The sequence below is a fragment of the Brevibacterium sp. 2SA genome (assembly GCF_005502845.1).
Classification (GTDB): Bacteria; Actinomycetota; Actinomycetes; order Actinomycetales; family Brevibacteriaceae; genus Brevibacterium.
Genome location: NZ_SCMW01000040.1, coordinates 17,496 through 34,796, shown reverse-complemented (window position 1 = coordinate 34,796; position 17,301 = coordinate 17,496). Strand labels below are relative to the sequence as shown.

The 17,301-nt window shown below is 68.6% G+C and carries 15 protein-coding genes; 8 read left to right on the top strand and 7 right to left on the bottom strand.

The annotated features are described in order from the left end of the window. From FFS20_RS13200 to FFS20_RS13185, 4 genes are all read right to left on the bottom strand, one after another. On the bottom strand, nucleotides 1–390 hold a 390-nt coding region (locus FFS20_RS13200; protein ID WP_137826302.1), incomplete at its 3' end, for an ATP-binding cassette domain-containing protein. A gap of 4 nt (nucleotides 391–394) precedes the next feature. Continuing rightward, the gene (locus FFS20_RS13195) at nucleotides 395–2,065 is read right to left on the bottom strand and encodes an ABC transporter substrate-binding protein (RefSeq protein ID WP_137826301.1); all 1,671 of its coding nucleotides are present in this window, start codon (nucleotides 2,063–2,065) and stop codon (nucleotides 395–397) included. A gap of 95 nt (nucleotides 2,066–2,160) precedes the next feature. Further along, entirely contained in the window at nucleotides 2,161–3,159 is a 999-nt protein-coding gene (locus FFS20_RS13190) for an ABC transporter permease (protein ID WP_137826300.1), read from the bottom strand. Then, complete coding sequence (locus FFS20_RS13185; RefSeq protein ID WP_137826299.1) at nucleotides 3,156–4,160, bottom strand: ABC transporter permease; 1,005 nt, start codon at nucleotides 4,158–4,160, stop codon at nucleotides 3,156–3,158. Before FFS20_RS13185 ends, FFS20_RS13190 begins: the two co-directional genes overlap by 4 nt. 207 nt (nucleotides 4,161–4,367) lie before the next feature. On the opposite strand from FFS20_RS13185, the gene FFS20_RS13180 reads away from it, so the two are divergent. The 3 genes from FFS20_RS13180 (at nucleotide 4,368) to FFS20_RS13170 (ending at nucleotide 8,173) form a co-directional block, all read left to right on the top strand. Next, nucleotides 4,368–5,660: a GNAT family N-acetyltransferase gene (locus FFS20_RS13180; protein WP_137826298.1), complete on the top strand. Its 1,293-nt coding sequence runs from the start codon at nucleotides 4,368–4,370 to the stop codon at nucleotides 5,658–5,660. A gap of 139 nt (nucleotides 5,661–5,799) precedes the next feature. After that, on the top strand, nucleotides 5,800–7,392 hold the full coding sequence (gene serA / locus FFS20_RS13175) for a phosphoglycerate dehydrogenase (RefSeq protein ID WP_137826297.1): 1,593 nt from the start codon (nucleotides 5,800–5,802) through the stop codon (nucleotides 7,390–7,392). Nucleotides 7,393–7,567: 175 nt separating this feature from the next. Continuing rightward, nucleotides 7,568–8,173 (top strand): DUF805 domain-containing protein, encoded by a 606-nt coding sequence (locus FFS20_RS13170; RefSeq protein ID WP_137826296.1) that lies wholly within the window; start codon nucleotides 7,568–7,570, stop codon nucleotides 8,171–8,173. Between the two features lie 14 nt (nucleotides 8,174–8,187). Here FFS20_RS13170 and FFS20_RS13165 read toward each other — a convergent pair whose 3' ends face one another. Beyond that, the gene (locus tag FFS20_RS13165) at nucleotides 8,188–8,646 is read right to left on the bottom strand and encodes a nuclear transport factor 2 family protein (protein ID WP_137826295.1); all 459 of its coding nucleotides are present in this window, start codon (nucleotides 8,644–8,646) and stop codon (nucleotides 8,188–8,190) included. A 62-nt stretch (nucleotides 8,647–8,708) separates the two neighbouring features. On the opposite strand from FFS20_RS13165, the gene FFS20_RS13160 reads away from it, so the two are divergent. Next, nucleotides 8,709–9,296, top strand: coding sequence for a TetR/AcrR family transcriptional regulator (locus FFS20_RS13160; RefSeq protein WP_137826294.1), 588 nt, complete (start codon nucleotides 8,709–8,711; stop codon nucleotides 9,294–9,296). 10 nt (nucleotides 9,297–9,306) lie between these two features. On the opposite strand, the gene FFS20_RS13155 is transcribed toward FFS20_RS13160, so the two are convergent. After that, nucleotides 9,307–9,930: a phosphatase PAP2 family protein gene (locus tag FFS20_RS13155; RefSeq protein ID WP_137826293.1), complete on the bottom strand. Its 624-nt coding sequence runs from the start codon at nucleotides 9,928–9,930 to the stop codon at nucleotides 9,307–9,309. Between the two features lie 116 nt (nucleotides 9,931–10,046). After that, entirely contained in the window at nucleotides 10,047–10,898 is an 852-nt protein-coding gene (locus FFS20_RS13150) for a CoA ester lyase (protein ID WP_137826292.1), read from the bottom strand. 233 nt (nucleotides 10,899–11,131) lie between these two features. Between FFS20_RS13150 and FFS20_RS13145 the strand changes: the two genes are divergently transcribed. The 4 genes from FFS20_RS13145 to FFS20_RS13130 all read left to right on the top strand — a co-directional run bounded on the left by FFS20_RS13145 (nucleotide 11,132) and on the right by FFS20_RS13130 (nucleotide 17,288). Further along, entirely contained in the window at nucleotides 11,132–12,172 is a 1,041-nt protein-coding gene (locus tag FFS20_RS13145) for a 3-isopropylmalate dehydrogenase (RefSeq protein ID WP_137826291.1), read from the top strand. 213 nt (nucleotides 12,173–12,385) lie between these two features. After that, nucleotides 12,386–13,477: a branched-chain amino acid aminotransferase gene (locus FFS20_RS13140; protein WP_137826290.1), complete on the top strand. Its 1,092-nt coding sequence runs from the start codon at nucleotides 12,386–12,388 to the stop codon at nucleotides 13,475–13,477. Between the two features lie 392 nt (nucleotides 13,478–13,869). Continuing rightward, entirely contained in the window at nucleotides 13,870–15,429 is a 1,560-nt protein-coding gene (locus tag FFS20_RS13135) for an MFS transporter (RefSeq protein ID WP_249356846.1), read from the top strand. Between the two features lie 104 nt (nucleotides 15,430–15,533). After that, on the top strand, nucleotides 15,534–17,288 hold the full coding sequence (locus FFS20_RS13130; RefSeq protein ID WP_249356845.1) for a DUF222 domain-containing protein: 1,755 nt from the start codon (nucleotides 15,534–15,536) through the stop codon (nucleotides 17,286–17,288). Nucleotides 17,289–17,301 lie beyond the last annotated feature (13 nt).

Genomic DNA, 17,301 nt, shown 5'->3' with positions numbered 1-17,301 from the left:
GGCCCGGAACGCCTCGGCGATCTGATGGCCGACCCGGAACATCGGATTGAACGCGCTCATCGGCTCCTGGAAGACGACGCCGATCCGCTCGCCGCGGATCGGACGCAGCCCCGCGGGGTCGAGTCCGACGAGCTCGATCGCCCCGGTCAGCCCCACCCCGCCACCGGCCGGGCCGGCGGGATCCCAGAGCTTCACGGATCCGGCCTGGCGCGCACCGGGCACGAGGCCGAGCGGGGCGAGCGCGGTGACCGACTTCCCCGACCCCGATTCGCCGACGAGGGCGAGGATCGACCCGGGCACGAGGTCGAAGGACACGTCCCGGGTGACGGTGCGGGAACCGAAGGACACCGAGTAGTCGCGGTAGCTCAGGGCGGGGGTGGTCGCGCTCATCGGCTCAGCCCTTCAGCGAGGCCTTGAAGTACACGGGGTAGGCCGGGAACTCGCCGATGATGAAGTTCTCGACGTTCGAGCCGTGGAGGAACGAGTTCCGGTTGTACGTCAGCGGCACGATCGGCGCGTCCTCCATGATCCGCTTGTCGGCTTCGGCCCAGATCTTCTCGGCCGCGGCCGCGTCGACGGTCTCGGTGGCCTGCTGGATGAGGTCGTCGACCTCGGGGTTGGAGTAGCGGGAGATGTTGTAGTTGCCGCCGCCGATCTGCGAGGAGTCGAAGAGCGGCTGGATGTTGCCGAACGCCGAGGGGTAGTCCGGCTGCCATGAGGTCAGTGCGAGGTCGTAGTCGCCCTCGTCGTTCGTCGCGTCGGCGGAGAACGTGTTCGTGTCGACGGACCTGATCTCGACGGTGATGTCGACGCGGGCCAGCGCCTGCTGGATCGCCTCGGCCTGGGCGACGTCGGTGGCGGAGTTCTTCGTCAGCAGCCGCAGAGTGCCGAGGTCGGCACCGGACTCCGCAAGGAGCGACTTCGCCTTCTCGACGTCACCGCCGGGACCGGCCGGGTAGAGGTCGTAGTCGACGCGTCCGGGGATGCCGGGGGTGATGAGCGTCGTCGCATAGTCACCGGAGATCTCACCGCCGCCGGCGATCCGGTACGTGTTCTTGTCGACGGCGTAGTTGATCGCCTGCCGCACCTTGGGGTCCTTGAGTCCCTCCCGCTCGTTGTTCATCGCGAGGTAGGACAGGGCGCCGGGCCCCGAGGTGACGAGCCGGGACTTCGCGTTCGGATCGTTCTGGACCTGCGCGAGCTGCGAGGCGGGCACGAAGCTCGCGGAGAACCCGTTCTTCGCGTCCCCGGAGTCGGAGATGAGCGCCTGCGAGGTCACCGAGGCGTCCTGACCGAGCTTGAACACGACCTGGTCGGGCCCGGCCGTGCGGACCGGATCGGTCTCCTCATTCCACTGGTCGTTGCGGGTGAGCACCGCCTCGGCGCCGGACTGGTTCGACTCGACCTTGTACGGTCCCGAGGCGACGGGATCGAGGCCGTACGTGCCGGGGTCGTCGCTGCCTTCGGGAACGGGGGAGAAGGCGGGCATCGAGACGATCCACGGGAAGTCGCCGAACGTCGAGTTGAGGCGGAAGACGATCGTCTTCTCATCCGGCGTCTCGATCGATTCGAGGTCGTCCCCGGTGAACGGGCCGGCGTAGTCGTCGCCGCCCTCGATGAGGCCCTTGTGGTAGCTCAGTCCGCCTGAGAGCTCAGTGGAGAACGACCGTTCGATGCCGTACTTGATGTCGGCGGTCGTGATCGGGTCGCCGTTCTCGAACTTCAGCCCGTCCTTGAGCGTGAACGTCCACGTTCTGCCGTCGTCGCTGACTGTGCCGGTGTCCGTGGCGAGGTCGGGCACGACCTTGCCCGGCTTGTCCGGCTGGATGTCCCACGTCGTCAGCCGGCGGTGGACGAGGGAGAGCGAGGTGATCGCGAGCCCCTGGCTCTTGCCAGGGTCGAAGTCGATGTCGGGGTCCTCGGAGAAGATGTTGAGGGTCCCGCCCTTCTGCGTCTCGCCGAGAGTGTTGCCCGGGGAGTCGTCGTTGAGTTCGGGATTCGCGTTGCACCCGGTGAGGACGAGGCCCAGGGCGAGGGTGGCGGCGAGGAGGCCGAAGCGCTTCATGATGGTCCTTTGCATGAGTTGAGCTGCGTGAGTTGAGCGGAGAGAGGGTCAGGAGGAGCTGTGGGCTGGCAGCCGTGGGCTGGGACAGTGCGGGATCATGCGCGTGCTCCGATCCGCGGGTCGAGGATCGAGTAGCTGAGATCCGCGAGCAGGTTCGCGACGATGACGACGGCGGCGGCGAAGAGGGTGACGCCGACGATGACCTGGATGTCGAGGCTCGACACCGACTCGAGCAGCAGGGTGCCGACCCCGCCGAGGGCGAAGACCTTCTCCGTGATCACCGCTCCGCCCAGCAGGCCGCCGATGTCGATGGCGAACAGCGTCGTCAGCGGCACGACGAGGTTGCGCAGACCGTGCTTGCCGACGACGACGGCCTCGCTCAGGCCCTTCGCACGGGCCGTGCGGATGTAGTCCTGACTGAGCACGTCGAGCATCTGCCCGCGGGTGAGCCGCGCGTAGATCGCGCCGTTGGCGATCGCGAGCACGATCCACGGCAGGATGAGGTGGAAGGCCCACATCAAGGGGTTCTCTGTGAGCGGGACGTAGCCGCCGATCGGGAGGACGTTGAGGGTGAACCCGAAGAGGAGGACGCCGAGGAGGCCGAGCAGGTACGTCGGTGCGGAGATTCCCGTGATCGCCGCCCCCATCACCGCGGAGTCGGTGAACCGACCCCGCCTAAGTGCGGCGATGAGTCCTGCCGCGATCCCGCCGATCGCCCAGAGCACCGCGGCGCCGAGGGTGAGGGAGACGGTGATCGGCAGCCGCTGGAGGATGAGGTTCGTCACCGAGTCCCGCAGCCGGAACGAGTACCCGAAGCACGGGGCATTGCAGTGGATCGCCGCCGCCCCCTCGCCGAAGGTGCGCCCGCCGATGATGCCGGCGAGGAAGTCGAAGAGCTGCTTCCACCACGACTGGTCGACGCCGAGGTAGGCCTCGACCTCGGCGAGGCGCTCGGGGGAGCAGGGCTTGCCGCACGAGAGCTGAGCGGGATTGGTGGGCATGAGGTAGAAGATCGCGAAGCACGCGGCGGCGATGATGATGAGGACGACGACGGCCCCGAGGATCCGGGACGCGGCGAACTTCACGCGGTTCACGGCTGGCCTCCTGCGCTCATCGGGTCGATCTTCGGGGTGTCGGGGCCGCGGTCCGGGCTCCGGTCGGCACTGCGGTCGGGGCCCTGTTCGGCGGTGGGATCGAGGGCGTCGCGGAGTCCGTCGCCGAACATGTTGAACCCGAGCGTGACGAGGAAGAGCGCCATGCCGGGGAAGATGAGGTACATCGGGTCGACCTGGACCCAGGAGATCGCATCGGAGATCGACCGTCCCCACGACGGCGTGGGCGGGTTGACGCCGACGCCGAGGAAGGACAGAGCCGCCTCGGCGCCGATCTTGCCGGGAATCGACACGGTCGTGAAGACGATGATCGTCGCGGCGAGGTTCGGGAGGATCTCGCGGACGAGGATGCGCGCGCTGCTCGTGCCCTGCGCGGCGGCGGCGCGGACGAACCCGCGCTCCTTGAGTGAGAGCGTCTCGCTGCGGACGACGCGGGCGACCGGCGGCCAGCCGAAGAAGCCGATGACGAGGATGAGCAGGAGCGGGCGCGGGAAGCTCGCGGGCACGGTCGCTGAGAGCGCGATGGCGAAGATGAGGAACGGGAAGCCGAAGACGATGTCGGTGAACCGGGAGAGCAGTCGATCGGCGAGGTGCCCGTAGAAGCCGGCGATGAGTCCGATCGCCACGCCGACGATGACGGAGACGAGCGTCGCGGCGAGTCCGATGAGCAGGGAGACCTGCGCGCCGTAGGAGACGATCGCGAAGAGATCACGCCCGGTGCGGGGCTCGACACCGAACCAGTGTTGAGCACTCATCCCGCCGAGCGGGCCGGCCGGAGCGGTGTCGGGTGCGAGCAGCTCCGGGTTGTAGGCGTAGGGGCTGTTGCCGGTCAGGGCCGCGAACACCGGGGCGAGGACGGCGAGGAGGACGAAGAACACGACGAGCCCGAGGCCGATCATCGCTGGTCGGGAGCGCTTGAGCCGCGCCCAGACGGTGTCTGTGCGGGGCGCGCGTCCCGGCCGCTCGGGCGGGGCTGCTGTCATCGTGGTCCTTCGATTCGTGGTCGGTCGGACGGTGGGCTCGGTCGCGTTCGGGATCGCCGAACTGCTCAACAATTATGCGCCTGATCGTCGTCTGCGCAAACTCATGAAGTTCCGTGACAGTAGCGCAGTTTGCTCCGTTCGTCACCAGGGGCCCCGGTGCTAGAGTCGCAGGCAGGGAACCCTGGCCGACTCGAGGAAGACGACACCGTGACGAACTACCGATTCGAGAGCTTCACTCCCGCCTTCGACGAGTCCACGGGGGAGCCGGATGCCAGGACGAAGGGCTACTTCGCGTCGACGAGCGTGGGGTTCCACGACTCCCGGTCGACCGATGCGGCGCTCAAGGCCCGGGTGCAGCGGGCGATCGACGACGATCGCCGTCTCACCGCGGTCTACGCCGACGCCGAATACGACTATGCGCTCGACGCCGACATCCCCGTCGCGACCTTCGCGTGGTTCGAGAAGCTCGTCAACGTCGGCGCCGGGCGGCTCGTGCCCGCGCACCTCATCACGTGGGTGACGGTGCGGCCCACCCATCGCCGCCGCGGACTGCTCCGGTCGATGATCACCACGGACCTCGCCGAGGCGAAGGCAGCCGGCTACCCGTTCGCGGCCCTGACCGCGACCGAGGGCGGGATCTATTCCCGCTACGGCTTCGGGGTGGCGACGTGGTCGCACGCGATCGAGGTCGACACCTCGCCGGGATTCCAGATGATCCGCGAACCCGACCGGCGGGTGGAGATGTGCCTGCCGAGCGTCCTGCGCGAACTCGCGCCGAAGATCTACGGCGAGTTCATGAAGACCTCGCCGGGGGCGATGGAACGGCAGCAGACCTACGTCGAACGGGCCACCGGCGCGCTCAACACCGAGACCGGTGAGGCCGATCGCGGAGTCCGCGCGGCCCTGCACTTCGGGGAGGACGGCGAACCCGACGGCTACGTCTCCTACAAGTTCGCGGGCTGGTCGACGACCCCGCCGACGATCGAGCTCATCGACTTCGTCGCGGTCACCGACGCCGCTTACGCCTCACTGTGGTCCTTCCTCGCCGCGATCGACCTCTCGACCCGGGTGAAGTTCGGTGAATCCGCCGAGGACTCACCGCTGCCGTGGCTGCTCACCGACTCCCGCCGCGTGAAGACGACGTCGACGGAGGACAACATCTGGATCCGGATCCTCGACGTCAGGGCCGCGCTCGAGGCCCGCGCATGGTTCGTCCCGGGCACCCTCGTCCTCGACATCGACGACCCGCAGGAGCTCACCGGGGGACGCTTCCGGCTCACCTCCGACGGGCAGAGCGCCACGGTCGAGACGGTCTCGGAGTCGACGCCGGCCGACCTCAGCCTCGGCATCGCCGAACTCGGCTCCCTCTACTTCGGCGGGGCGGACCCGGTCATCCTCGTGCGTGCCGGTCGCATCGAGGAGAACGTGCCGGGAGCCGCCGTCCAGGCGAAGTCGATGTTCGGCCTCGAGCGGATGCCGTACTCGCCGAACGGATTCTGACGCCGGGGGTGGCCCGGGGTGCTCGAGGCGCCCAGCCCGCTCGGGGTGCGGACGGTGTTCCCAGATCCTGAGACCTTGTGAAGGTTTTCACTCAGTCTCATATGATGAGCCCGTCCCGGATCCCTGAAGGAGTAACTCAGTGCCCAAGCCCATCGTGCTCATCGCCGAAAACCTGTCACCGGCCACCATCGACGCACTCGGAGGGGACTTCGAGATCCGTCACACCGACGGCGCTGACCGCTCCCGCCTGCTCACCGACATCGTCGACGCCGATGCGATCCTCGTCCGCTCGGCCACCCAGGTCGACGCCGAGGCGATCGCCGCGGCTGCGCACCTCAAGGTCATCGCTCGCGCCGGCGTCGGCCTCGACAATGTCGACGTCCCGGCCGCCACCTCGGCGGGTGTCATGGTCGTCAACGCCCCGACATCGAACATCATCTCCGCCGCCGAGCTGACGATGGCCCACATCCTCGCCTCGGCGCGGTACTTCGGCGCCGGCAACACCTCGCTCAAGGCGGGGGAGTGGAAGCGTTCGAAGTTCACCGGCGTCGAACTCTACGAGAAGACGCTCGGCATCATCGGCCTCGGACGCATCGGCGGGCTCGTCGCCGAACGCGCGAAGGCCTTCGGGATGCGCCTCGTCGGCTACGACCCCTACATCACGCAGGCGCGCGCCGCGCAGATGGGCGTCGAGGTCGTCGACCTGCCCGGGCTGCTCGCGGTCTCCGACTTCGTCACCGTCCACATGCCCAAGACGCCCGAGACGATCGGCATGATCAGCACCGAGCAGTTCGCGCTCGCGAAGCCCGGCGCCCGCTTCATCAACGTCGCCCGCGGCGGCATCATCGATGAGGAGGCCCTCGCCGAGGCGGTCGCTGCGGGCACCGTGGGAGGCGCCGGCATCGACGTGTGGAACGTCGAACCGCCCGAGCCGTCTGCGCTCATGGAGCTCGACGCCGTCAACGTCACGCCCCACCTCGGCGCGTCGACGGCCGAAGCCCAGGAGAAGGCCGGGGTCGCGGTCGCGAAGTCCGTGCGCAAGGCGCTCGCCGGTGAGCTCGTCCCCGACGCCGTCAACGTCGCGGGCGGGGCGATCCACGAGGACGTCCGTCCCGGCATTCCGCTCGCCGAGCGCCTCGGCCGGGTCGTCAACGCGCTCGCCGAATCCTCGGTCACGCACTTCAAGGTCGAGGTCAACGGCGAGATCGCCGACAAGGACGTCTCCGTCCTCAAGCTCTCGGCGCTCAAGGGCCTGTTCAAGGACGTCGTCTCCGACCAGGTCTCCTATGTCAACGCCCCGCTGCTCGCCGAGGAGCGGGGGATCGGGGTCGAACTGACGACCGATCCCTACTGCGAATCGTTCCGCAACATCACGCGCCTGACCGCGACGACCGGGGACGGTCAGCGGATCACCGTCGCCGGCACCGTGACGGGCCCGAGGCTCGTGCAGAAGCTCACCGAGGTCGACGGCTTCGATCTCGAGATCGAGCTCACCGACAACCTCCTCATCTTCCGCTACGAGGATCGTCCGGGCATCATCGGTCAGCTCGGGCTCGCGCTCGGTGCCAACGAGATCAACATCGCGGGCATGCAGGTCTCACCGTCCTCGGAGGACAACGAGGCGCTCTCGGTCATGGCCGTCGATTCGGCGGTGCCCGAGGAGGTCGTGCGGGCCGTCGCCGGCGCCGTCAACGCCTCGGCGTTCTCCGCGGTCTCGCTCGACGAGGACTGAGCGAGACCGTCACAGACGCCTCGGTGCCCCGAATTCGCGCAGGCGGGTGCGGGGCACCGCTATGATGGTCAGCGCACATCGAATCCCTCGGTGACTGCATCGACCATCGCCGGTCCAGCGCTGGTCGTCCTCGGGTGGCCTGCGTCGGGCCGGTTCCACTCCATGAAGGAACCTCATGACCAACTCCCCTCAGTCCCCTCTGCCCGTCCCCGGGCAGGACACCCACCAGGCCCCGGCGGCCGGCACGGCCGCTGCCGGCGGCCTCGGCGATCTGGCGCTGCCGCTGCGCGGTGCCCGTCCGAAGCAGGCGCTGGCCCGCTTCGTCAAGAAGTACTCGGTGTTCTCCGGCCGCGCCTCGCGCAGCGAGTTCTGGTGGGTCTACCTGTTCGTCGCCATCGCCATGGCGATCCCCTATGCGCTCGTCGTCATCGGAATGTCGATCGGCTTCGCGTGGGCGGCTGCGAACCCCAAGGTCACCGAACTCGGTGTCGACCCGTCGACCGGTGAGGCGATCACCTTCGAGCAGCCCCCGGGCATCATGAACCATGCGCCGGCGGCGATCCTCATCTGGCTCGGCCTCGTGCTCCTCGTCGTCGTCTTCCTCGCCGTCATCGTGCCGTTGCTCGCGCTCATGGTCCGTCGTCTCCACGACGTCAACATGCCCGGGCCGCTGCTCTTCATCGCCCTCGTCCCGTTCGCCGGACCGCTCATCGTCCTCGTCTTCATGCTGCTCGAGGCGAAGCCGGAGGGTGCGCGCTTCGACGCCGTCGGCGCGCACTGAGGCCGACGTGCCGGTCAGGGCGAGTCCGAGATCGGTGCGGCCGCGGCGTCCGGATTGCCCGCGGCGGCCACCTCGGCGAGCGCCCGCTGCAGGACCTGCAGGTCCTCCAGCGTCTCGACCGCGGTGATCCGTCCCCACCGCAGGGTGAGGAACTGGAACATCGTGTTCTCGTAGCGGCCGCCGCCGGGCAGTGCGCCCGAGACGCGGGTGCGCACAGCGATCCGCGTGTGCCACGGTCCGCCGTCGACGATGACGTCGTCGACGGCGAACCGGGCGCCTGGCAGGATGCTCCCCACCCGCTCCCACCAGCGGATCATCGCCTCCCGGGTGGTGCGCCGACCGCCGAGCGCATGGTCGCCGTGGAAGACGTAGACGAACCGCGGGGCGAGGCTGTCGACCATGGGCATGACCTCGCCGCGGCTGATCTGATCGAAGACCGCGCGGATGCGGGCCTTGACGATGCGCTTGTACATGGGATCCCCTCACCGGCGACCGGGGGTCGTCCGCGCTGATTAACGTTACTATTGGTTACACTATGAGCCGAACCGGTCGCCCGCGCAAGAGCGCAACGGAATCCGAGATCGTCAGCGCCCTCACCGATCTCGTCATCGAACGCGGATACGCGTCCGTCACCGTCGACCTCGTCGTCGAGCGCGCGGGAACGAACAAGCCCGCCTTCTACCGTCGGTTCCGCAATCTCGCCGAGGTGGTGCCGCTCGTGCTCGCCGCCCGCCACGGCACGGACACCGACATCGACACCGGCAGCCTCGCCGGCGACCTCGCTGAGGTGCAGGCTCGCCAGCAGCGGCTCTTCACCGACCCCGTCGTCACCCGCGGCTTCGCCGGATGGGCCGCTGACATCGCCGGCGATGTGTCCGGCGCGGCGGCGTTCTTCGACTCCTACCTCTCACCGCGGCGGCAATTCACGCAGGTCATCCTCGCCCGCGCCGTCGACCGCGGCGAGATCGCCCCCGGTGCCGACCCCGACTGGCTCGCCGATCTGCTCACCGGGCCTCTCCTCATGCGCCTCGTCCTCCCCGGCCTGCCCCCGATCGACGACCGCCTCGTCGCGCAGACGGTCAGCGCCGCCCTCGATGTGCTCGGCGCTGCCGGGAGGGGCTAGCGGAGAGCGCCTAACGGAGCAGCAGGGGTGAGCGGGTGCGCACGCCGATCCACGTCCACAGGGCATCGGCGAGGATCGCGGCGGTGAGCCCGACGAGGACGCCGGCGATCGTGTCGGTGAGCCAGTGGACCTGGAGTGCGGTGCGCGACCACATCATTGCGAGCACCCAGCCTGCGGCGAGCAGCAGCGACCAGTGGAAGTGGAGTCGCAGGGGATCGGCGCGGGTGCTCGTCGCCGCCCGCGTGACGATGAGCGCGAGCCCGAAGGCCAGCGCCGCCGCGCCCATCGAATGACCGGAGGGATAGGAATAGCCCAGCGACGAGTAGAGCTGATCGCCCGGGCGTGCCCGCTCGACGAGCAGCTTGATGAGCTCGGAGAGGCCGACGCCGAGCAGCATCGTCGTGACGATGACGACAGCGGCGCGGAACCGGCGCAACAGGATGAAGATCGCGGCAGCCAGTGCCGTGCACATCATCGCCCCATTGCCGCCGCCCACCTCGGCGAGGGTGACCGCGACCCAGTACGGCACGGAGTCGAGGGGCACCTTGACCAGGTGGGCCCACCACACATCGAGCGGGGTCGGACCGGTGCGGGTCAGGCGCAGCCAGAGGCCGAACGCGCCGACGAGGAGCATGGCCGGCAGCACCGACCACAGCGCCCACCGCGGTGTGGGGGCGACCTCGGACGGTCCCGGGAAAGGCGGACGGGAGCGCGGGGCCGGCTGCCCGGCCCCGGGTGCATCGGCGCTGATCAGGCGTTCCAGAGACCGTAGGTGTCGGCGAGCGAGGCGATCTTCTTCGCGCGCGCCAGACGCGGCAGGTAGGAGCCGTCGGTGATCTCCGTGCCGCCTTCGGCCGCCGCGAGCATCTGGCGGGCCCACGTGCGCTCGTCCTCGCTCGGGCTCATCGCCTCGTTGAGGGCGTTGACCTGGTCGATGCCCAGCACGAGCTTGCCCGTCATGCCCATGTTGTGGGTGACGTCGGCGTCCTCGCGCACCTGCTCGTCGCTGGCATCGGCGGCCGAGGGGCCGTCGATCGCGCCGGGCAAACCGCCCATGCGCGAGGCGATGGTCAGGCGCGACCGGGCGTAGGCGAGCGCCATCGGGTCACCGGAGAAACCGGTGTCCTTGCGGAAGTCGTTCGTGCCGAAGGCGAGGCGGAAGGTGCCGGGCGCCTCGGCGATCTTCGTCGCGTTCTCGACGCCGCGGGCCGATTCGAGGAGCGCGAGCACGGGCAGTCCGGCCTTCGCGCGCATCGCGGTGTAGGAGACCTGTTCGGGGCGCTCGGTCTCCGGCAGCATGACCCCGCGCAGACCGGGCAGCATCGCGACGGCCGCAAGGTCGTCGTCCCAGAACTCCGACTCCATCTTGTTGATGCGCACCCACGCCGACATGCCGGACTCGAGCGCGCGGACGACGTTGTCGCGGGCCTCGAGCTTCTTGTCCTCGGCCACCGAGGCCTCGAGGTCGAAGATGACAGAATCGGCCTCGGACGCCTGTGCGGGTGCGAACAGGGCCTCCTTCGCCGCATTGACGAGCAGCCACGAGCGGGACAGCTTGGCGGGGAGGGAGGCGGCGCGACGATTGCGGATCGTTTCTGTCAAGGATCGACTTTCTCTCGGAAGCGGTGAGTCGGCGAGTCTGCGGTCGCGCTCGAGTCGCGACGGCTGACCACCATTTTCGTCGGTCGACCAAGGAATTTGTAGCCGCAGACGAAGTTTGAGACGTGAAATTGTCCACGTTCGGACCTGTGGGAGGATCGGTGGGCACCTGAGCGGTCGTTTCACATACTGATATGGGCTGGTTGCATGATGAGATGCACTCTAGTCTGGCGGGCATGAAGACGTACTCCATTGCGGTCATGCCCGGCGACGGAATCGGCACCGAGGTCGTGCCGGAGGGGCTCAAGGTCCTCCAGCGCGCGATCGAGGTCTCCGGGGAGCCGGTCGCCCTCGAGCTCACCGACTACGAGGTCGGGGCCAAGCGCTGGCACGAGACGGGCGAGACGCTCACCGATGACGAACTCGCGGCCCTGCGCGACCATGATGCGATCTTCTTCGGCGCGTGCGGCGACCCGAGTGTGCCGTCGGGCGTCCTCGAGCGCGGGGTCATCCTCAAGATGCGCTTCGGGCTCGGCCACGCGGTCAACCTCCGTCCCGCGAAGCTCTTCGCCGGCGTCGAGAGCCCGCTCGCCGCCCGTCCCGCGATCGACTTCGTCGTCGTCCGCGAGGGCACGGAGGGCTCGTACACCGGCATGGGCGGCTCGGTGCGCACGGACACCCCGCACGAGGTCGCGACCGAGGTGTCGGTCAACACCTGGTACGGCGTCGAGCGGGCCGTGCGCGATGCCTTCGAGCGTGCGCAGGCCAGGCGGAAGAAGCTCACCTACGTCCACAAGCACAACGTCATGGTCCATGCCGGGCACCTGTGGCGTCGCGTCGTCGAGAAGGTCGGGGAGGAGTTCCCCGAGGTGGCCGTCAACTACGAGCACACCGATGCGTGCACGATCTACATGGTCACCGACCCCGAGCGCTACGACGTCATCGTCACCGACAACCTCTTCGGTGACATCCTCACCGACCTCGCCGCCGCGGTGACCGGGGGAATCGGCCTGGCCGCTTCGGGCAACCTCAACGTCGAGGGCACCGCGCCGAGCCTCTTCGAACCGATCCACGGTTCGGCGCCGGACATCGCCGGCAAGCAGATCGCCGACCCCACCGCGTCGATCCTCTCGGGAGCGCTCATGGCCTCCCACCTCGGACTCGATTCCGTGGCCGCCGCGATCGAGGCCGCCGTCGAGGCCGACCTCGCCGAGCGCGACGGCACCTCGCGGACCACCGCCGAGGTGGGGGACGCGATCGCCGCCCGACTGGGGTGAACCGGGCAACTGAGCGCGTCGTCCGGGCCCGCCGAGACGGGTCGTTCGGGCCCGCGGGGAGGGGTCGTTCGGGCCCACCGGGACGACAGGCCACCTCGCCGCGGAGGGAAGCCCCGCCTCGGCGAAGTGGGAGTCGACCCCCGATGGATGACGGGGCCGTCCGATGGACTACCCTGAGACGTGTTACGCCTCACAACTGGGAAAGAAGCTCTGATGACTGAATTCGCCGTCCTCAAGAACATCCAGCCGCAGCCGGAGCTGGTGCGCGAGGACATCAAGAAGGATCCCGGGTTCGGGCAGTACTTCACCGACCACATGGCCCACATCCGGTACACGAACGAGGACGGGTGGCAGGCCCACCAGGTCGAACCCTACGGTCCGATCGTCCTCGACCCGGCGGCCGCGGTCTTCCACTATGCGCAGGAGATCTTCGAGGGCCTCAAGGCTTACCGTCACGCCGACGGTTCGGTGTGGACGTTCCGCCCGGACCGCAACGCCGTGCGCATCAACCGCTCCGCCGAGCGCCTCGCGCTGCCGCAGCTGAGCGAAGAGGACTTCATCAACTCGCTCAAGGCACTCGTGTCGACGGATGAGGCGTGGGTGCCGACGCCGGGCACCGACGGTGACGAGTCGAGCCTCTACCTGCGTCCGTTCATGATCGCCTCGGAGCGGTTCCTCGGGGTGCGGGCGAGCCACGAGGTCGACTACTACGTCATCGCCTCGCCCGCCGGTCCCTACTTCGCCGGCGGCATCAAGCCGGTCTCGATCTGGCTGTCGAAGAAGCTCAACCGCGCCGGCTCCGGCGGCACGGGCTTCGCGAAGTGCGGCGGCAACTACGCCTCCTCCCTCCTCGCGCAGCAGGAGGCGGCGGATAACGGCTGCCAGCAGGTGCTCTTCACCGATGCCGAGGAGCACAAGTACATCGATGAGCTCGGCGGCATGAACCTCATGCTCGTGACGAAGGACGGCAAGCTGCTCACCCCCGAGCTCAGCGACACGATCCTCGACGGTGTGACCCGGCGGTCCTTGCTCGACCTCGCACCCGACCTCGGCCTCGAACCCGTCGAGCGGCCGATCACCATCGACGAATGGCGTGAGGGCGCGGAGAACGGCGACATCGTCGAGGCGTTCGCATGCGGCACCGCCGCCGTCATCACGCCGATCGGCAAGCTCGTGTCCGACGAGTTCACGATCGACCACGGCGACGAGCCCGGAGAGAAGACGATGGCGCTGCGCAAGGCGCTGCTCGACATCCAGTACGGCCGCGCCGAGGACAAGAACAACTGGCTCGTGCGCCTCGCGTGAGGAGCTGAGCACTCGAGGCGCTGAGGGGCTCGGGCGCTGCGGCGCTCTGAGGCTCTGGCGCTCGGGAGGTCGGGTGTCCGGGTACCCGGGTGCGCCGACATTCGGGCGATCGGGTACCCGGGTGCTCCGACATCCGGACGCTCGGGCATCGAACGCCACCTGCTCTGCGGAGGCGGAGCCGGCTCGCTGACCATCGTGGTCGCGAGCGGGGTCCGCCTCGGTGCATCTCGCCCCGACGCATGTTTTGCGCATCTGTGCGTTAAACGTTGTACTGTGTCCTCGTGACAGCCGCAGCCTCGACCTCGACGCCCACTGCCTCCGACGTCATCGCAAACCTGCCGTGGAAATGGAACACGCAGGGCGTGATCTTCCTCATCGGCGGTCTCGGCTTCATGTTCGACGCCTGGGATGTCGCCCTCAACGGCTTCCTCATCCCCCTGCTCAGCGAGCACTGGGATTTGAGCGTCGGCGAGGCGGCGTGGATCGCCACGGCCAACCTCATCGGCATGGCCCTCGGTGCCTTCGTCTGGGGCGGCATCGCCGATGTCATCGGCCGCAAGAAGGCGTTCACACTCACGCTCCTCGTCTTCTCGATCTTCACCGTCGCCGGAGCCTTCGCGCCCGAGTTCGGGTGGTTCATCGCGTTCCGGTTCCTCGCCGGATTCGGGCTCGGCGGATGCATCCCCGTCGACTACGCACTCGTCGGCGAGTTCACTCCGAGCCGGCACCGCGGACGCGTCCTCACCGCGATGGACGGGTGGTGGCCGATCGGCGCCTCACTGTGCGCGTTCGTCTCCGCGTGGCTGCTGACCATGGGCGATTGGCGGCTCATCATGCTCGTCATGATCATTCCCGCCCTGCTCACGGTCGCCGTGCGGTTCGGGATCCCCGAATCACCCCTCTATCTCGCTTCGGTCGGGCGCACGGCCGAAGCCGACGCCATCATCGCCAGACTCGTCAAGCGCACAGGCGCGAACGTCACGACCTGGACGCACGACGTGCCGACCGCGGTGTCCGCCAGCGACGGCCACGACAGCCTCGGCGAGGAAACCAGGCGCCGCACTCAGACTGATCGCATTCAGACTGACCGCACCCGGACTGACATCGTCGATCTGCGCGAGGGCGCGGCGGCCAGGCAGGGCGACTCCGCGGGCATGGAGGGGAACTCTGCGGGCACCCCGGGGGACTCCTCGGGCGTGCGGGGGAACTCTGCGGGCACCCCGGGGGACTCCTCGGGCGTGCTGGGGAACTCTGCGGGCACCCCGGGGGACTCCTCGGGCGTGCAGGGGAACTCTGCGGGTCTCATCACCTCCGTCAGCGGTCAGCTGCGGGCTGCCAGCGGTCAGCTCGTTCAGCTGTGGCAGTACTCGGCGAAGACGACGCTGGTGTCGTGGGCGCTCTTCGTCTCCGTCCTCCTTGTCTACTACGCGGTACTGACATGGCTGCCGGGGATCCTCAAGAAGCAGGGACTCGGCGACCAGGCGGCCTTCCTCGTCACCGGTGCGATGACCGCCGTCGGCATCCTCGGTGTCGTCGTCTCCGCGCTCGTCGTCGAGCGCCTCGGACGCAAACTGGTGCTCGGGGTCACGGCGATCGTCTCGGCGGGCCTCCTCGTGTGCGTGGCCGTCTTCATCGAGGCCTCCGGATCGGAGCTGAGCTTTGCGGCGAAGGCGAGCATCATCGGCTTCGGATTCGTCATCCAGATCGCCATCCCGACGCTCTACACCTACGTCTCCGAGCTCTATCCGACCCGGCTGCGCGGCTCCGGCTTCGGGTGGGCGTCAGCGGCGTCCCGGATCGCCACCGGCATCGCACCTCTGGTCTTCGGGGCGTTCATGTGGCCCGTGCTCGGGCTCGTCACGACGTTCGTCCTCACCGGGGTGCTCGTCGTCGTCGCCGTCGTGCTCATGGGGTTCCTCGCGCGGGAGACGACGGGGGAGAAGCTCGTCTGAGCCGGGTGGTCGGGCGCCCCGTCGCCGAATCCGGCGGAAGCGGCCTGACCTGCGGTGACATCGTTCGGCAGGCTCGTGTCAGTACCGACCTCTAGGGTTGTGTCATGGAGTCGGAGACCGTGTCAGACGTCATCGCGGACATCGTCCGCTGGCGCGAAGCGCTGTCCGCTCTGCCTCCGGCGACGACTGAGCGTGAGGCGATCGAGCGGATCACCGCGCTCGAGGAGCTGACCTCGGCCGCCGCTGCCGCCCAGGCACGTGAGGCCCTCACCTTCGACATGCATCGCCGCAACCGGGAGGCCGAGGACGGTGTGCCCAGTGCACGTCAGGGCAGGGGAGTGGGAGCGGAGGTCGGTCTCGCCCGCAAGGTGTCGCGTGCGCGCGGCAGCAAGCTCATCGGATTCGCTCGCACCCTGCTCATGGATCTGCCGCACACGTACTCGGCCCTGTCGCAGGGACAGATCTCGGAGGAGAAGGCCCAGGCGGTCGCGCGGGAGTCCTCCTGGCTGCCACGGGAGAAGAAGCAGGAGCTCGATGCGCAGATGGCCGATCGTCTCGCCGAGGTGGGGGTGGGGCGACTCAGCAGCGAAGTGCGGATGCTGGCACAGAAGCTCGACCAGGTCGCGGCCGTCGACCACCTCGATCACTGCACGACCGAACGCCGCGTCACCGTTCGACCGGCTCCGGGCAACATGGCCTACCTCACGGCATTCCTGCCGATGCAGCAGGCCGTCGCCGCATTCGCGAATCTCTCGACATCCGCGGCAACCCGGGTGGGAACCGGAGAATCCGGTGGCAGCACGCAGAGCCAGACGATGGCAGACCTGCTCGTCGAGCGCGTGACCGGGCAGGAGAGCGCCGAGGCGGTTCCGCTCGACGTGCTCGTCGTGATGAACGACGAGACGATGTTCGACGTCGGTGACGACCCGGCCTGGCTGCCGGGATTCGGCCCGATTCCGGCCGGCGCGGCACGGTCGCTCATCGCCGAGAACGACGCGAGCGTGTTCCTGCGGCGGCTCTACACCCGACCCGCGGATGGTCAGCTCGTCGCCATGGATTCGAAGCGCCGGGAGTTCGGCGGCCTGCTGCGCCAGATGGTCCTCGTCCGCGATGACGTGTGCCGGACCCCGTGGTGTGACGCCCTGATCAGACATGTCGACCATGCCACGCCTGTCGCTGACGGCGGCGCCACCACCTGGGGCAACGCTTCAGGACTGTGCGCCGCCTGCAATTACACGAAAGAGCTCGCGGGGTGGCGGCACCGCGCCACCGCCGAAGAACTCATCGTCACGACGCCGACCGGCCACCGATACACAATGAGAACCCGCCCGATCGACAGCCGAAGATCCAGCGTGGGACGGCAACCAGATGCCGGGGCGCGGAAGAGTGCCGCCGCGCAACCAGGCGCCGGGCGGCAACCAGATGCCGGAGCGCGGAAGAGTGCCGCCGCGCAACCAGACCCCGGACGGAAACAAGATGCCGGAGCGCAACCAGAGGCGGAGCGGCAGCCGAAGACGGGGCGGCAGCACACTGACGAGCGACGGCACACCCTCGAGCCGACCCGCGGCGACGAGCGCGCAGGCGAACGAGCGCATGCCCGCGACCCGGGCGGTGTGGGAAACGTGGGCGAAGCAGAGACCCGTGGGAGAGAACGCGTCACGTCAGAGGTCTCGGACCAGACGAACTCGCATGTCATCTGGCAGATCGTCGAAGCAGTTCCGGTGTCGTCGGAGTCGAGATGGCGCATCACCGATGAGTTCAGCGCGGGACTGACTCGAGGGGACGGGTCTGTCGTGACTCCCCACGATCGAGAGCGGCCACCGGATGGTCGATGCGCTACGTCGGGTCGGCGGCGATGAGCGCCGCGAGCGA

Excerpts from the sequence above, each read along its gene's own strand:
- FFS20_RS13195 (WP_137826301.1), bottom strand. The coding sequence starts at position 2,065 with ATGAAGCGCTTCGGCCTCCTCGCCGCCACCCTCGCCCTGGGCCTCGTC.
- FFS20_RS13185 (WP_137826299.1), bottom strand. The coding sequence starts at position 4,160 with ATGACAGCAGCCCCGCCCGAGCGGCCGGGACGCGCGCCCCGCACAGAC.
- FFS20_RS13170 (WP_137826296.1), top strand. The coding sequence starts at position 7,568 with ATGACCAACTCCCCTCAGTCCCCTCTGCCCGTCCCCGGGCAGGACACC.
- FFS20_RS13165 (WP_137826295.1), bottom strand. The coding sequence starts at position 8,646 with ATGTACAAGCGCATCGTCAAGGCCCGCATCCGCGCGGTCTTCGATCAG.
- FFS20_RS13160 (WP_137826294.1), top strand. The coding sequence starts at position 8,709 with ATGAGCCGAACCGGTCGCCCGCGCAAGAGCGCAACGGAATCCGAGATC.
- FFS20_RS13155 (WP_137826293.1), bottom strand. The coding sequence starts at position 9,930 with ATGCTCCTCGTCGGCGCGTTCGGCCTCTGGCTGCGCCTGACCCGCACC.
- FFS20_RS13145 (WP_137826291.1), top strand. The coding sequence starts at position 11,132 with ATGAAGACGTACTCCATTGCGGTCATGCCCGGCGACGGAATCGGCACC.
- FFS20_RS13140 (WP_137826290.1), top strand. The coding sequence starts at position 12,386 with ATGACTGAATTCGCCGTCCTCAAGAACATCCAGCCGCAGCCGGAGCTG.
- FFS20_RS13135 (WP_249356846.1), top strand. The coding sequence starts at position 13,870 with ATGTTCGACGCCTGGGATGTCGCCCTCAACGGCTTCCTCATCCCCCTG.
- FFS20_RS13130 (WP_249356845.1), top strand. The coding sequence starts at position 15,534 with ATGGAGTCGGAGACCGTGTCAGACGTCATCGCGGACATCGTCCGCTGG.